Below are 16,598 nucleotides of genomic sequence, written 5' to 3'. Positions count from 1 at the left end.
TGTTGTTAGTCATAAAAATGGCAGTTAAGCACCACTCTTTACTACTTCGTGTAAAAATAGCAATAATTTCTCAAAAGAGAATTACATATAATAGCCTCTCTTGAACTGAATCCTTAATTAAACTTTAGATTTAGGACTACTATCTCCGATATAGTACCTATACGATATTGAGGTCCTGCAAGTCCCAGCCCCGAAGTAACATAGATATGTGTGTTCTCTTTTTTCTTATATCCATGTCCCACTTCATATATTAGACTCATTATTAAATTATTTGGAAATAATTGTCCGTTATGTGTATGTCCATAAACTGCCAGATCTGCTTGCTCTGTCGATTCTTCCGATAATTGTTTAGGCTCGTGATTCATTACAATTACAGGTAATTGTTTATCTACATGCTGCATTATATCCGATAATGACTTTCTTTTTGTAGCATGATCGTCCTCTCTACCTACAATATAGAATTTGTCTGCCACCTTTATGGCAGTATCTCTCAGCATGGTCATGCCTGTTTCAGAACCCAACCAAGCTATTTTTTCTTCACCATTCAATCGGTACTCATGATTGCCTGTCGATACATACACCCCATAAGGAGCTTTCAATCGACGAAACTCTTCATCCATCTTTTGATCTATTAGTGGGGGAAGATCGTAATCTATAATATCACCAACCAAAAGGATAACATCTGGCTTTTGCTCCATGATCTTATCCACATACATGCTTAAAACTTTTTTATCAATCAGATGACCTGCATGAACATCAGCAACCATCACTACCCGTAGGCTCTTAAGCCCATCCACTTTTTTGTCTACTTTCAGATCGAGTTCCGTTACAACAGGATGCCAGAAACGATAGTGACCATATGTCATAGATGAGATAATGACTATCAACGATATTATAATGTATCTTCTTTTTACGGACCCCCTTTGCAAATTCAATTTCTGAATTTTATCAAACTTCCGTCTCAGAAATTTTATAAGATCATAAATAAGTAAAAGAGCCGTAGTATATCCTATAAACACCATCCACGATGTACCAATCAATAAAATTGGTTTTAGTATCGCAGCCGGTAAGCTGACATTAAAAATGAGTCCTATCAAATACACTATAAGCTCTACTATAAACAATAAAGCATAAGGTATTCTATATGCGTTTTTCTTTGGCAAAACCTGCCATCCTCGTATAAATACATATATATTCAGTATAATATGTACTATAAGTGCTTGATAGAAAAAAACTTTCATTTCGTTTTCACTTTAATTACTGTATATTCGGACTGTGTACCGATACGGAATTTTCCGCCCCAAAGCCCCATCCCCGAACTTACATAGACATTTGTATTCCCTTTCTTCAAATAACCATACGAATCTTCATAGATCATATCTGTTATAAGCGAAACAGGCCATATCTGTCCACGATGAGTATGTCCCGAGAATTGAATATCTACTCCATTATTTTCGGCTTCTTCCAGATTATAGGGTTGATGATCTAATAGAATAATCGGCTTCGACTTATCTAATGAATTGGTCAAAGCAGCCAATGGTTTACGATTAGGGTTTGACTTATCATCACGTCCCACCACATAAAACGTACTATCAATTAAAACAGCAGAATCTCTAATTAGTTTAATACCTGATTCTTCTATAAATTTAGCAGATGCCGCAGCGCCGCTTATATATTCATGATTGCCCATAACAGCATAGACTCCATACTTCGATCTTATCTTCCTCAAGTCCTCCGACATATTCTGAGCAATCAAAGGTCTTAGGCTACTATCTATAATATCTCCTGCAATCAGAACAATATCTGGATTCTCTTTATTTATAAGTTGCACCCATTGTTGAAGTTCGCTTTTTCCGATTCCATAACCTAAGTGCATATCACTAAGAGCTACTATTGTTAGAGAATCTCCGTCACCTATATTTTTAGCTATCTCAATAGGTAAGTCTACACGCTCCTTTATTCGATATTTTAGGTATCCGCATAACATCAACAAACCGATAAAGCCCACTGTAAGACCGAAGCTCAACCAATTATCTTTCGTATATTGATTCAATGTATCTCTTGGTACAAGACGAGATGCACGTATCAAATCGGTTAGCAAATTGAATATCAAAAAATAAAGGAATATAAAGAACCATGATGTTCCGATTGTATATAATACCGAAGTTACCGAAACTGGAAAATGTTCTCCAGCCAGGAACAACAAGAAAATAGATCCGATTAATATTACAGCTATTCCGATTAGTAATGAGCGTGTTATTATATTCAGGGGAATAACAGTCCAAGCCCTATAAAAAACATAATAATTACCTGCTAAGAAAAGCAAAATAAAAACAATAAAAAAAAGATACCTCATAACTATTCTGAGCTTGGTTTTTAAAGTGAAATCCTATCTATAAGTGTGAATGTGTTATCTAAAACTATTTCAACCTAAAAGGCGTTTAATTAAAATGTAAAAAAAAGAGTAACTATAAGGTTACTCTTTCTATTTTAGAGGGAATAAGGATTATCTCCTACTCCCCAATGCGATAAAGATATAATATATAAGAGTTGCCAAAGAACCTAAAGCAGCTACAACATAAGTGTATGCAGCCCATTTCAGAGCATCTTTCGCTTTATCTTTATTAGAATCTCTTACAATACCCGCTGTATTAAGCCATACTAATGCACGATTACTTGCGTCTATTTCGACTGGCAATGTTACAAAACTAAAGATTGTAGTCATTGCAAACAAAGCTATACCTATCCATATTAATATAGGAAAAGTATTGATCATAAATATACCTGCCAATAATACCCACATAACCCATTTAGATGCAAAACTAACTGTTGGCACTAAAGCCGATCTTAATGTCAAAGGTCCATATGCCTTTGCATGCTGCACCGCATGACCACATTCGTGAGCTGCAACTGCTGCCGCTGCTACACTATTGCTATGATATACACCTTCACTCAGATTGACAGTCTTATTACCCGGATTGTAATTATCAGTCAACATTCCTTGTGTAGAAACTACTTGCACATCATATATTCCATTATCATGTAACATCTTCAATGCAACATCTCTACCAGTCAAACCGCTATCTAATGGTACTTTTGAGTATTTTTTAAATTTGCTTTGTAAAGTAGCCGAAACAATCCAGCCTCCTAAAGCAATTATACCGAATAAAATCCATCCGAAATACATAATCTTACTATTTTAATTAATAACCTTTTCTACCTTATAATTATCTTTATCAAAAGATATGCCAAAGATATACATATTAATTGTTTGTAAATTTGATAATTACTTAAAAAAGGCTAATCACGGATTACACGAAATACTGACGTTTAATAGTCTGATCGCGATCAGGACCTACTGACACTATGCTGATAGTAACATCTAATTCTTCTTCTAAGAAATTGACGTACTCTATGAACTCCTGAGGAAATTCTTCCTCACTCTGCATTTTTGTCATGTCAATATTCCAACCCGGAAGTTCTTTGTATATAGGTTTTACATTATCTCCAATTTCGAAAGGAAATTCTGTTGTTTGTTTACCATCAATTTCATAAGCCACACATGCCTTGATCGTTTTAAACGTATCAAGAACATCACTTTTCATCATGATCAACTGAGTTACCCCGTTTATCATAATAGCATAACGAAGTGCAACCAAGTCAATCCAGCCACAACGACGAGGACGTCCTGTAACCGAACCAAACTCAAAACCTAATTTACGAAGTTCATCGCCTGTTTCGTCAAACAACTCCGTTGGAAAAGGACCACTTCCTACTCTTGTACAGTATGCTTTAAAGATACCAAACACCTCTCCAATATTACTAGGAGAAATACCCAAGCCAATACAAGCTCCAGAAGATATTGTATTAGAAGAGGTAACAAATGGATAAGAACCAAAGTCAATATCCAACATAGTACCTTGAGCACCTTCTGCTAATACCGATTTATTTTTTGACAATGCATCATTTATATAATACTCACTGTCTACAAATGTAAATTCTTTTAATTTTTCGACACCACTAAACCATTCTTTCTCAACTTCAGCTAAAGAACTACAATCGAAATTATATTGATTCAAAATATCTAAATGTCGAGTTCTGACTTGTTGGTATTTCTCATCGAAACCACACAAAAGATCTCCGACTCTCAGACCTCCACGACCTACCTTTTCGGTATATGTAGGACCAATGCCTTTACCTGTTGTACCTATCTTTGAATCACCTTTTGCTTTTTCATAACAAGCATCTAATAAACGATGTGTTGGTAAAATAAGATGAGCTTTTTTAGATATCAGCAAACGTTTAGTCAGATCGTGTCCTGATTTCTCCAAAGATTCAACTTCTCCTTTGAACAATGCAGGATCAAGAACAACACCATTACCTATGATATTGACTTTATCTCCTTGAAAGATTCCTGAAGGAACCGATCTTAAAACATACTTCTCTCCTTCGAATTCGAGCGTATGCCCAGCATTAGGTCCTCCCTGAAAACGGGCTACCACTTCATACTTCGGAGTCAATACGTCCACTATTTTGCCTTTACCTTCGTCACCCCATTGTAACCCCAGTAGTACATCTGCTTTCATTTCTTCTTATTGGTATTTATTTTATTTTCTTCTGTCTTTTTACTTTTCTTCTCCGCTTGCTGCCTCTCCTTTAAACACTTTGCACATGTACCATATATATACATACTATAATAAGCAATCTTAAACCTGGCAAACCTTTTTTGCTGAGTCTGAGTAAATGGATTGGCATTCTTATATTCTTTTACTTTTCCACAAGTTGTACAAATCAGGTGATCATGATTTTCGGCGCCGTATATACGTTCGTATTGAGAAATATTTTCTCCAAACTGATGCTTTACAAGCAAGCCACAGTCCAAAAGTAATTCGATTGTATTATACAACGTTGCTCTACTAACCCTGATACTCTGGGTGTTCATCGTTTGAAAAAGTGAGTCGACGTCAAAATGTCCTTTTGTGGAATAGATATGATCAAGTATGGCAAAACGTTCGGGTGTCTTGCGATGTTTATGCTGATTGAGGTATTCAGTAAACTTATTTAATACTTGTTCTTTTATCTTCTGATTATCCATTTTACCAGATCAAGAATAGCAAATATACGTTTTTTTTAAGTACGGAGCAATTTGAAACTTTATTATTGAGATTAATTAAAGGCATAAAAAAACACGAAGAGCAATTTCTTCGTGTTTTTACTATGTATGATATTTTTTATTAATATCCAGGATTTTGTTGTTCTCTGATTAATGGATTTGCTCTTACCTCATTATCAGGAATAGGCAATATCACTCTAAAGTAGTTAACATCAAACTTTCTAGATTCTGCTGATAGAGGCAAATGCCATCCCATATCTGCATCATTAGTATAACGTAGCACTTCTTTTCCATTTCTCATTAAGTCGAAGAAACGGTGTCCTTCACCAACGAACTCAATACGATTTTCTTGTAGAATTCTATCCAGAGTTGCTTCAGATGCAGAAACTGGTGTTGCATCAGGATTTCCTCTTAGAACAATTGCATTTAAGTATTTAGCAGCATTAGCTCCATCTGAAAGTTTTGCTGCAGCTTCGGCCGCAATCAAATAAACTTCTGACAATCTGAGTATAGAGATATTATTCACACGAATATCATCAAAACCTTCTCGTCCAGGATATTTATTTACAAAAACTTTATTCAAACCCCAAGGTTCTTTTTTTGCATCAGCATCAGGAAGATTGCTACGCAACATTACTCCTTGACGAACATCTTTTGAGTATTTAGCTCCTACTAAATCCACAAAAGCTTTAGTCATCAAAGCATCTGCATAACCATCTTCTGCATATAAGTAACCAATAGACTCTCTATCAACCCAGTCATCTGTATCATAGTTTATGATTTCGAATAAAACCTCAGAAGTACCGGCTTTCGCCCAAACTGATGTATATTCTTCATTTTTCCACAAAGAATAAGGACTATTATTTATAACATCTAAAGCTGTTTTATATGCATTTTCATTATCTCCTTTATAAAGATAAACTCTGGCCAAAAGAGCTTTCGCTGCCCATGTATTAAAGTAACCTAATGATTTAGCACTTTTCATTAAAGAAATTGACTCTGTAAGATCTTTTATAACTTGGGTATAAACTTCTTCAATTGAATTACGCCCTGCAACAAAGTCATACGATTCAGCTCTTAGCACAATAGGAATACCAAAACCTGCACCTTTTGTTACATAATATGGTAGTGAATATACTCTAACTAAATCAAAATGTGCCAAAGCTCTAATTGCTAAAGCTTGTCCTTTCAGATCATTTTGGTCAGCTTGAGCTGCATCACTAACTCTACCTTCATCAATAGCAGTTATTAGATTATTTGCTCTGCGAATAAGACGATAAGGAGCAAGCCATATCTGAGGCTCTCCTGTTATAGTATAATTCATTACATAAGAAGGACCGGTACGACCTGTAGCTTCTCTAGCTTGCATATCATCACCTCTCACATCTCCAAAATAAATCATTCTCGCTCCATAATATGAAGGTCCCTGAGTATTAGCATCACTATTTCCTTGAATAGCATCATAAACCCCTGTAAGAGCAACCTTAGCATCTGCTAGATTGTTTATGGCTTGGTCTTTAGGAAGTCCATCGCTGGGGGAAACATCTAACCAGTCACTTGAGCATGAATAAGACGTGGTTAAAAATAAAACTGTTAATATCCTAATTATATTTCTCATATCTTCATTTTTTTAAAAAGTAACTTCGATACCAAATGTAACTGTTTTCAATGGTGGAGTTTGGAATGTTACCACACCGATAGTTCTACTTGCAGGATTTGGATCTACAGGTAATTCTGGATCTACAATTAAATCACTTGATTTTATAGTAAACAAGTTGACAGCAGAAGCATATACTCTGGCATTACCTAAGCTCAATTTTCTAAGAACATTTTGAGGCAGTGTATATCCAAAAGTAACATTTTTTAATCGAACGTGGTCTGTTGAGTGCATCCATCGTGAAGATGGTGTATTAACATTACCTAATACAAACTGAGGTAGTCTTGCATTATCTCCTGGATTTTGCCACATTTCTCCTAGTTTGTTATATTCAGGAACGTTATAGTTAAAAGATCCACCATTAGAATTGATCCATGTTGCATTATCATACAGATTTCCTCCAAATGAATATGTAAATGTAAATCCTAAATCAAAGGCTTTATATCTAAAATTATTAGTAAGTCCACCCATTACATCTGGATCCACTTTACCTATAATAACTTGTTTTGCTTCTGCAGAGTTAGTAGTAGTTTCACGCTCGTGACCTTTTGTGTTTTTATAAAACATTTCTTTACCAGTAGCTGGATCTACTCCTGCATACTCATAAGCATATAAAGAATTAAAAGGCTGTCCTGTTCTATGTAGTAAACGAGTACTATTAGTTGTAAACTCACTTAAAACTCCATCAATTTTAGTCAACTCATTTTTATTATGAGCAATATTGAAGGATGTAGACCAGTCAAAATCTCTATTTGAAATATTAACAGTCTTTATTTCAAGCTCAATACCTTTATTGGTCAATTCTCCAATATTCATAAATGTTGAACTAAACCCTGTAAGCATTGAAACTCTTCTATCCAAAAGTAGATCTTTAGAAGTCTTATTATAAACATCTAATGTTACATTAATACGGTCTATAAATGTAAGATCTAAACCAATATTTAAAGATTTACTTTTCTCCCATCTTAGATCTGTATAAGCTAAGCTCGACTCAGCCGACCCTGGACTGCCATTATATTTATAGCCAAAACTAAAGACACTTAAATGTTCGTAATATTTCACTGGCATATTACCATTAGTACCATAAGAAAAACGGATTTTACCATCTGTAAGAACACTCTTTATAGGGTCTACAAACTGCTCCTGAGTAAATCTCCAAGATCCTGACACAGACCAGAAATCTCCCCATCTATTATTTTTACTAAATTTAGATGAACCATCACGTCTTAAGCTTCCACTTAAGTAGTATTTGTTATCATAATTATAGTTTGCTGTAACCAAATAAGATATCATACGACTCTCGTCGAAGTGACTAGAAGAACTTGTTGTTGCAGCATTTTCGATTTCAGGTTTAGAATAAGTTGGATAACCGGTACCACTAGCATATATGTAGTCATATTTAAACTTCTCTATTTCATAACCAGCCAAAGCATCAAAGCTATGTAACTTATCAAATGTTTTATTAAACATCAAGTGAGTTTGAGAAGTTAATGTTTTCTGATTACTTAATACTCTTTGGAAAACACCACCTGCAGTTAAACCATCATTAGATCTTGGATCCCACCATACTCGACTATTTGTATTTACAAAGTCATAAGTGAAAGTCTCTTTCAAAAACAAATTATCTAAAATATCAAATTGTCCATTCACAGATCCTAAGAAACGATTCAAATCATTCTTATTATAATTAAGTTCAGCTGTATACAATGGATTCGCCAAAGGCTTTCCTAATGCAGGGAACTTCTTAGTTAAATTAAAAGAACCATCAGGGTTAAATGCAAAATCCTGAGGAGTTGCACTCATCGAAATAGCCATAATGGGACTAGAATAAGAAGTACCTTCACTATTCACATTTTGTTTTGTATTTGAATAAGTTACATTAGCGCCAAAAGTAAATCGATCCATTTTATGGGTCAAATTTAAACGCCCTGTTATTCTTTGGAAATCAGACTGAAGAGTAATACCCTCCATGTCCATGTAAGTAAGAGATGAATAAAACTTCGTTTTATCATTACCTCCTTGCATATTCACTTCATAATTCTGCTGCTTACCTGTACGAAGTAAACGATCACGCCAATCTTCCCAACCTGTAGCTGGTTTTTCGGCATATCTGTCTATATTTTTATCTGCAAAAGCTGTAGCTGCTTCAGAAGTAGCACCTGCATTATTATTGTTATACTGATTTATCAAACCTTGATACATCAGTTCGCGTCTATCATCACCGCCTAATGTTGGGCGATAATTTATTGCCATATCAGAGAATCCCCAATTAGATCTTAAACTCACAAGAGTTTTACCAGCCTTTCCGCTCTTCGTTGTAATTACAATCACACCATTAGATGCACGTGAACCATATAATGAAGCTGCAGCAGCATCCTTTATAATAGTAATAGACTCGATATCATTTGTATTCAATGTAGACAAAACACTTGTTCCTGATTTTGAATAAGTGAATTCTGACATATTATTAGCTGACATAGGAACTCCATCTATTACATACAAAGGCTCGATTGATCCATTCACTGAACCTAGACCTCTAATACGAACAGATTCTACAGCACCAGGAGTACCCGAAGCAGCTCCAGCCTGAATACCAGCTGCAGCTCCAGCCAACTTAGCCTCCAATGATATAGCAGGTACATTTTCTAATTTACCTGTAGAAAGAACGGAGGCAGATCCTGTAAAACTAGCTTTCTTTATGTTTCCATAACCAGTCACAACAACTTCATCCATTAATCTAGAATCGTTTTCCATAACAATTCTCAAATTTGTTCCAGCAGCAACCTCTTTGGTTTTCATACCAATAAGAGAAATTACTAGTATTTTTCTATCTGATGGAATATTCAAAGAGAAATTTCCATCCACATCGGTTACTGTTCCAACAGTTGTACCTTTAGCTACGACCGAAGCTCCAATCACAGTTTCACCAGTATCATCTAAGACTGTACCTGAAACATGTGTAGTTTGAGCTACTGATAACCCGACACTTGCCAGCACGCAAGCCAAAATCATTATCAATTTTTTCATAAACACTACTTTAAATTACTCAATTATATTAATATCAATCAATTACCTAACAAACCAAGGGAAGCTATTTACATTCTTTCACAATGGGAGAGGCAAATGTATGTTTTTTTCACAAAATATACAAAACATGGGACGTTAAATGTTAGTTTTTCTTTATTTAAAAAAGATATTAGATATGAAGATAGAACTATTAAACATCTTTTAAGGTTCAAAAATTCAAAATAAACATCAATTTGTCAATAAAATCTCATTTGTATATTTATGCAAAGAAAAAACCGCCAGTCAAAAGACCAACGGTTTATATAATAAGTGCTTATCCGGAAAGTAGCTATAATAAACGCTTCTAGATGTTAATATAAGACAATATACAGTTCTAATACTTAATATTTTTATACAACAACCGACATTCATATGCCTCATTTAATCGGAGTAACAATGATTCTCGATTTGGTGTATCTGAGATGTCATTTGGATAAAAAACAGAGAAAATAGAAAACAGCGATTCATCATCGAAAGATTCAATACTAGTCTGAAATTTTTCTTTATCCCCATTTTCCATATACAATAACGCTAATTTTTCATGAGCACCAGCTGATTCTGTCATTTCAAACAATCGCTGTTGGCATTCAATAGCATTTAGCAACTCGTCTTTACGAAGATATACAGATACCAACTTCTCTAAAACCTCCTCAGCCTCATCTTCTCTTAGAGAAAGAGCCTTTTTATAGAAAATTTCAGCACCGGATGGAATATTCAGCTTTAAATACACCTCACCAGCAATCATATTGACATCGAAAGAGTCTGAATCTGCATTTAGAGCTTTATCTATAAACTCCACGGATTCATCAATCTTACCTTGAAGTAAATAAACATGTGCTTTTTTCGCCATAGACTCAGGGGTTTCCCCTGCATGCTCTTCATATGATAATATTGCTTTCAGCACATCTCCATACTTCTCTAAACTCATATAACATTCTGCTAAAGAAAGATACAAAAGGCTTTCGTCCGGAGACATCAAAAGACATTCTTGCAACATCTCAACAGCTTCTTCCGATCGCTCTGACAATAACAAACAATGAGCCTTTAACTTTAATATATTGATATTCGTTTCATCTAGAGCTAGAGCAAAATCAAAAGCATCGATTGCTTTCTCAAAATCCTCTTCTAATGAATATAATTTACCAAGCATAATCCAGCTATCTACTGAATAAGGATCAAGATCCAAAATCTGATTACAAACTATTATGGCAGAGGCAAAATCAGATCTCACTTCATAAGCGTATGCAAGATCATTCAAGACCTCCATATTACTAGGATCGTACTCAAGACTTTTTTCAAAATAAAGGATCGCCTCATCATAATATTCGGCTTCTACGTAAAGAAAACCTAACTCTGATAAAATCACATCTAAATCGGTATCTTCATCCCTAAGAATTTCAGCAGTCAACTCATATGCTTCCGCATACAAATCAAGATTCAGTAGACATTCTATCTTTAGCAGATAAAGCTCAAAGTCATACGACGAGAAACGAGAGTTCAAGTAATGTAACGCTGTGGTATATTTAGCATCATATACGAGATATTTGCCATATCTCAACATTAACGATTCGTTATCAGGATGAATACTTAGCCCAAGATCAACTATTTCTCTGGCTATTTCAATATCATCCAATTTATCATAGTACTCCGCCAAGTCGTCGTATTCGTCGGCATCAAAGTACACACTCTTTCCCGTCAAGAGCATCTGCTCATAACGAGAAAGTAAATCAGAGATATTTCGTTCTTCCATAAGACAATTTGTTATTATTTATATAAATACAAACAAATATTGTGCTACATTTTACAAAACAACAGGTTTTATCATACCTGCTATATATAATAAGGTGTAAACCTTATTTATCTTTCATTTTACTCCATGAATCTTTTAATGTAACTGTTCGGTTAAACACTAAATGATCTGGCGTAGAATCGGGATCAAGATTAAAATAACCGATACGTTGAAATTGAAAATGATCATACGCTTTAGCCTCTTTCAAGTACGATTCAGCTTTACAACCTGTTTTCACTATCAAAGATTCCGGATTCAGTAAATCTCTAAAATCCCCTTCTTTTTCGTCCGCTGGATTTTCCGACACAAAAAGGCGATCATATAAACGAACTTCTACATCAATAGCATCACTTGTAGATACCCAATGGATTGTACCCTTTACTTTTCGGTTACTTTCTGCCATACCACTTTTGGTCAAAGGATCATACTCAGCATATACCTCTATAACATTTCCAGCTTCGTCATGTTTACAGCCCGTACATTTTATTATATAACCATGCTTCAAACGAACTTCTTGTCCGGGAGTTAAACGGAAATATTTTTTAGGAGCATCTTCCATGAAATCGTCTCTTTCAATATATAACTCGCGAGAGAAAATAACAGAGTGACTTCCTGAATTTTCATCTTCCGGATTATTTTGAGCAGTAAGAACTTCTGTTTGTCCTTCGGGATAATTTGTCAGGATCAATTTTATAGGATCAATAACAGCCGAAACACGCGTTGCTCTTTTATTAAGATCTTCACGAATTGCATATTCCAACAGGGCAAAATCTATCATACCATCATATTTGGTATATCCAATACGATCGATAAAATTATGTATTGCCTCTGGTGTATATCCTCTTCTTCTAAATCCACTAATAGTAGGCATACGAGGATCGTCCCATCCGTTTACAAAACCTTCTTTTACCAATTGTAATAGTTTTCGCTTACTCATCATTGTATAAGTAAGGTTCAAACGATTAAATTCGTATTGAGCTGGTCTGTACTCGTTTGTAGCCAATTGATCTATAAACCAATCATACAATGGACGGTGAACCACAAACTCTAATGTACAAATAGAGTGAGTTACTCCCTCAAAATAGTCACATTGCCCGTGTGCAAAATCATACATCGGATAGGCATACCATTGGTTTCCTGTACGATGATGAGCTTGTTTAATTATTCTATATATAATAGGGTCTCTAAAGTGCATATTAGATGAAGCCATATCTATTTTGGCTCTTAACACCATGCTTCCTTCTTCGAAAACTCCTTGATTCATTTTTTCAAACAAATCCAGATTTTCCTCTATCGGACGATTCCTATATGGACTTTCGATTCCGGCTTGAGTAGGTGTACCTTTTTGTTTTGCAATTTCCTCTGCAGATTGCTCATCAATATAGGCTTTACCTTCTTTAATCAATTGAACGGCAAAATCCCATAGCTTAGGAAAATAATCGGATGCATAATATACATTTGCCCAATCGAAACCTAGCCATTTAATATCTTCCATTATAGCATCAACATACTCTACATCCTCTTTCACAGGATTAGTGTCATCAAAGCGTAGGTTACAAATGCCATTGTATTTCTGCGCCAAACCAAAATCTAAACAAATTGCTTTTGCATGTCCTATATGCAAATACCCATTTGGCTCTGGTGGGAAACGTGTCTGAATGCGTCCTCCATCTTTTCCCTCTTTTAAGTCTTTCTCAACTATTACTTCTATAAAGTTTAGACTTTTTTTGTCTTCTGCTGGCGTTATTTCTGACATTGCTTATGTTGATTATATTCTGTTTTTAATTATTGAGGAGTTGATTCCGATCCGGAAGACATAGACTTTTGATCATCCATCACTGCACTTTCTTCCAGATAGCTATTATATAGTTGATAAAACTCTTCAAATTTACCATTCTCTCTGTATTTATTCATTATTGTCTGGACTTCATTATACAGTTTTCCGGCATTACTCAAATCATTATCCATAGCTGAAGCATTTGACAATCTTGACAACTCAGCAGCTTTATGTGCGTCGTCCTGTATGCTTGGTTCTGAACAAGCCAGAAAGAACAAACTAAAAAAGAGACTAAACACTAAAATTAACCTAGATCCGTTCATTTTTATATTTTCTTTTTTACAAAGATAAATATTTTCAATAATAAACTACCTAGAATAACATTAGGGAAGTTACAATTATGCATATCAGCATACTTTTCAAACAACCAAACTTACCCATTAATAGAAATTATTTATCGCCAATACCTAGATTAAGCTATAATTTAGATAGAATATCATTATTTATGGTGATTGACTCTAAGGTCTCGAATCTTGAACTTTGCAACTCTTTTCTAATTTATATCAATTTTAACTAAACAATAAATAAAACCATGTTCAAAAAAGTCTATTTTTCACTCCTGTTGCTTTTCATATGTGCAACATATGCTTCAGCACAAAGGGTGAGAGGAAATGTTTATGACGAGAACGGAGCGCCGCTCGTCTCAGCAACAATCGTGATTGAAGGAACTAATTATTCGACTCTTACAAACGACGAAGGCGAATTCAAATTCAGAAATCTACCTAAAGGTACATTTACAATAGCTGCAAGTTTTATTGGATACAATTCACAAAGACAAGAAATTGCAGTAACAGAACATTCTCAACAAACGCTTCGCTATGACCTGAAAGTAAGTAATACTCTTAACGAAGTGGAAGTTTTTGGTGAGCGTTTTAAACAACCCGAAAAATTGGAATTGATCACTCGTATGCCATTGCGTCCAAGTGAGCAAATACAAACAATATCTGTAATTTCAGAAAAAGTAATAGCTGAACAAGGAGCTTTAACCATTACTGATGCATTAAGAAACGTACCGGGGGTAACCCTTTTCGGATCATACGGTGGTGTGAAAGAAAGTATGTCGGCTCGTGGATTCCGTGGTATTCCTGTTCTAAAGAATGGAGTACGTATAGACTCTCAGTTTCAAACAGCAGCCGGCGTGGCAGACATGCAAGGTGTAGAAAGCATACAGATGATAAAAGGTTCTGCAGCCGTTACACAAGGTGTTATTTCGGATCTAGGTAATGCTGGGGGTGTTATCAATGTAGTAACTAAAACACCTAAGTTCATCAATGCCGGTCAAGTTGACTTAAGAGCAGGCAGCTGGGGACAATTCCGTCCAACATTTGATGTACAATCTGTGCTAAACAAAAGCAAAACAGCAGCATTCCGTATAAACGGAGCATACGAGAGAGCGGACAACTACAGACCTGTAGTATCTATGAGCAGAGTTTATATAAACCCTTCTTTCGAATGGCGTCCTGACAGCAAGACAGTAATCAACCTTGAACTTGACTACTTAAACGAAAACAGAACTCCTGTTACTAGTACTGTCAATTTAGCACCAGATAGCATTGAAGCTCTATATGATATGCCTCACGACAAGTTCCTAGGCTTAAAAAATGACAATGTAAATACAGAAGTAACTACATATTCAGCTCGACTAAATCGTCAATTAACCGACAATCTAAGCATCAGAGCTGCTTATTTCGGATCTTCATACAATGTAGATAATACAAGTACAGGACTTGCGAATGCAAGTAAAACAGATTACAACAAAAGAAAAAGAACTCTTACTCGTAATCTTCGTGACGATAACAACTCTACATTCCAGTTAGATTTCATCGGAAAAGATGTTTATACCGGAACTATTAAGCATACATTCCAACTAGGATTTGACTATAGAATAGCAGAAGCTACTACCAGAAATCTTGGTTCTGCTGTAATCGATACAATAGATGTAACAGCAAATCGCATCGACAATTCAAGAAAAAACATTTCGTTTAAAAACCCAGAAAGTGTAACTCCTGCCATCAACAAATATACCACATACGGGTTTATGGCACAAGAAGTAATGACCATCAACAAATACCTTAAAGCTATTTTGGGGGCACGTTACAGCAGTATATCTACTATAAACGCTGTAGCAGCAGGAACTTCTGATGCAGGACCAACTATTGAAGATGCATGGGATCCAATGTTAGGAGTTATGATTACCCCTATTAAGAATGTAAATGTTTTCGGTTCATATACTACTAGTACAAGTTTGAGAAATGCAGGGTATATATTAACAGATAGTGTTACCAGAGCTGGAGCATCTAAAACTAAACAATTTGAAGTTGGTATTAAATCAGATTGGTTAAATAATAGATTACGCTTTAATTTCACTTACTTCAACATCCTTACTGACAACTTAGTAAATGCTTATTACCTAGAAGGAGCAACTGTACCTACAGATTTCTACCGTAAAGCTGGAAACCTAAGAAGAGACGGGGTTGAGGTAGAATTAAACGGTCGTGTGCTAGAAAATCTACAAGTAATGTTAGGATATGCGTACCTAAACGCTAGATACCAAGATAGCCCTTCTTACAAAAATGGTTCGGCACCAATGAATACTCCTAAGCATACAGCTAATGCGTGGGCACAATATACAGTTAACAGAGGAGTCCTAAAAGGATTCGCAATAGGAGCCGGAGCGTATTATGTAGGAGAACGTCCTGTAAATGATTTCTCTTTAAGTCCTGATGGACATGGATCTCTAATTGGAGCTAGACCATTCGATATGCCTGCTTTTACAACAGTAGATGTACAGCTATCTTATACTTATGGACCTGTAACCACTCGTGTATTCTTCAACAATGTATTTGATGAATTAGGTTACAATTCATATTACCGTGGTGGATACATAAATCAGGTTGACCCTCGCAACTTTTCAGCTATCGTATCTTATCAATTCTAAAAGAAAGAGAGATAAGCTATATTAATAAACAAAAAGAGTCCGCTGTAATTAGCAGACTCTTTTTTATTTCTATCACTATTAATAGTGATTAAGATGATAGAAATTCATCATTTCTTGCGATTGCCCCATAATGCGTTTAGACCTAACTTTGTCAATGTTATAATATAAATATACGACTTTAAATATAACTTACTGACT

Annotated in this window: 11 protein-coding genes; 1 reads left to right on the top strand and 10 read right to left on the bottom strand. The window is 35.2% G+C overall.

Annotated elements, in window-relative coordinates; genetic code table 11:
- Positions 1 to 113 precede the first annotated feature (113 nt).
- The 10 genes from IR022_RS17035 to IR022_RS16990 form a co-directional block, all read right to left on the bottom strand.
- Complete coding sequence (locus IR022_RS17035; RefSeq protein ID WP_194204632.1) at positions 114 to 1,241, bottom strand: metallophosphoesterase; 1,128 nt, start codon at positions 1,239 to 1,241, stop codon at positions 114 to 116.
- Positions 1,238 to 2,356, bottom strand: coding sequence for a metallophosphoesterase (locus tag IR022_RS17030; protein WP_050711038.1), 1,119 nt, complete (start codon positions 2,354 to 2,356; stop codon positions 1,238 to 1,240). Before IR022_RS17030 ends, IR022_RS17035 begins: the two co-directional genes overlap by 4 nt.
- Positions 2,357 to 2,506: 150 nt before the next feature.
- Complete coding sequence (locus IR022_RS17025) at positions 2,507 to 3,187, bottom strand: zinc metallopeptidase (protein ID WP_050711039.1); 681 nt, start codon at positions 3,185 to 3,187, stop codon at positions 2,507 to 2,509.
- Between the two features lie 124 nt (positions 3,188 to 3,311).
- Positions 3,312 to 4,586, bottom strand: a complete 1,275-nt coding sequence (locus tag IR022_RS17020) for an adenylosuccinate synthase (protein WP_050711040.1) — start codon at positions 4,584 to 4,586, stop codon at positions 3,312 to 3,314.
- Positions 4,583 to 5,095 (bottom strand): Fur family transcriptional regulator, encoded by a 513-nt coding sequence (locus tag IR022_RS17015; protein WP_050711041.1) that lies wholly within the window; start codon positions 5,093 to 5,095, stop codon positions 4,583 to 4,585. The genes IR022_RS17020 and IR022_RS17015 overlap by 4 nt, the downstream gene beginning before the upstream one ends.
- A 139-nt stretch (positions 5,096 to 5,234) precedes the next feature.
- Positions 5,235 to 6,731, bottom strand: coding sequence for a RagB/SusD family nutrient uptake outer membrane protein (locus IR022_RS17010; RefSeq protein WP_194204631.1), 1,497 nt, complete (start codon positions 6,729 to 6,731; stop codon positions 5,235 to 5,237).
- Positions 6,732 to 6,743: 12 nt separating this feature from the next.
- Positions 6,744 to 9,797 carry a SusC/RagA family TonB-linked outer membrane protein gene (locus tag IR022_RS17005; RefSeq protein ID WP_194204630.1) on the bottom strand — a complete coding sequence of 1,018 codons (3,054 nt, stop codon included), beginning with the start codon at positions 9,795 to 9,797 and terminating at the stop codon, positions 6,744 to 6,746.
- Between the two features lie 373 nt (positions 9,798 to 10,170).
- The gene (locus IR022_RS17000) at positions 10,171 to 11,586 is read right to left on the bottom strand and encodes a tetratricopeptide repeat protein (RefSeq protein WP_050711043.1); all 1,416 of its coding nucleotides are present in this window, start codon (positions 11,584 to 11,586) and stop codon (positions 10,171 to 10,173) included.
- 103 nt (positions 11,587 to 11,689) lie between these two features.
- Positions 11,690 to 13,381: a glutamine--tRNA ligase/YqeY domain fusion protein gene (locus IR022_RS16995; RefSeq protein WP_050711044.1), complete on the bottom strand. Its 1,692-nt coding sequence runs from the start codon at positions 13,379 to 13,381 to the stop codon at positions 11,690 to 11,692.
- A 29-nt stretch (positions 13,382 to 13,410) separates the two neighbouring features.
- Entirely contained in the window at positions 13,411 to 13,725 is a 315-nt protein-coding gene (locus IR022_RS16990; RefSeq protein ID WP_050711045.1) for a hypothetical protein, read from the bottom strand.
- 269 nt (positions 13,726 to 13,994) lie between these two features.
- On the opposite strand from IR022_RS16990, the gene IR022_RS16985 reads away from it, so the two are divergent.
- Entirely contained in the window at positions 13,995 to 16,400 is a 2,406-nt protein-coding gene (locus tag IR022_RS16985; protein ID WP_194204629.1) for a TonB-dependent receptor, read from the top strand.
- Positions 16,401 to 16,598: the final 198 nt, after the last annotated feature.

The organism is Dysgonomonas sp. GY617, assembly GCF_015233815.1.
GTDB lineage: Bacteria > Bacteroidota > Bacteroidia > Bacteroidales > Dysgonomonadaceae > Dysgonomonas_A.
Note: the sequence above shows the minus strand (reverse complement) of the source record. Positions and strands in the feature narration are given on the sequence as shown.

Coding starts and splice junctions, on each gene's coding strand:
- IR022_RS17035 (WP_194204632.1), bottom strand. CDS start 1,241: ATGAAAGTTTTTTTCTATCAAGCACTTATAGTACATATTATACTGAAT.
- IR022_RS17030 (WP_050711038.1), bottom strand. CDS start 2,356: ATGAGGTATCTTTTTTTTATTGTTTTTATTTTGCTTTTCTTAGCAGGT.
- IR022_RS17025 (WP_050711039.1), bottom strand. CDS start 3,187: ATGTATTTCGGATGGATTTTATTCGGTATAATTGCTTTAGGAGGCTGG.
- IR022_RS17020 (WP_050711040.1), bottom strand. CDS start 4,586: ATGAAAGCAGATGTACTACTGGGGTTACAATGGGGTGACGAAGGTAAA.
- IR022_RS17015 (WP_050711041.1), bottom strand. CDS start 5,095: ATGGATAATCAGAAGATAAAAGAACAAGTATTAAATAAGTTTACTGAA.
- IR022_RS17010 (WP_194204631.1), bottom strand. CDS start 6,731: ATGAGAAATATAATTAGGATATTAACAGTTTTATTTTTAACCACGTCT.
- IR022_RS17005 (WP_194204630.1), bottom strand. CDS start 9,797: ATGAAAAAATTGATAATGATTTTGGCTTGCGTGCTGGCAAGTGTCGGG.
- IR022_RS17000 (WP_050711043.1), bottom strand. CDS start 11,586: ATGGAAGAACGAAATATCTCTGATTTACTTTCTCGTTATGAGCAGATG.
- IR022_RS16995 (WP_050711044.1), bottom strand. CDS start 13,381: ATGTCAGAAATAACGCCAGCAGAAGACAAAAAAAGTCTAAACTTTATA.
- IR022_RS16990 (WP_050711045.1), bottom strand. CDS start 13,725: ATGAACGGATCTAGGTTAATTTTAGTGTTTAGTCTCTTTTTTAGTTTG.
- IR022_RS16985 (WP_194204629.1), top strand. CDS start 13,995: ATGTTCAAAAAAGTCTATTTTTCACTCCTGTTGCTTTTCATATGTGCA.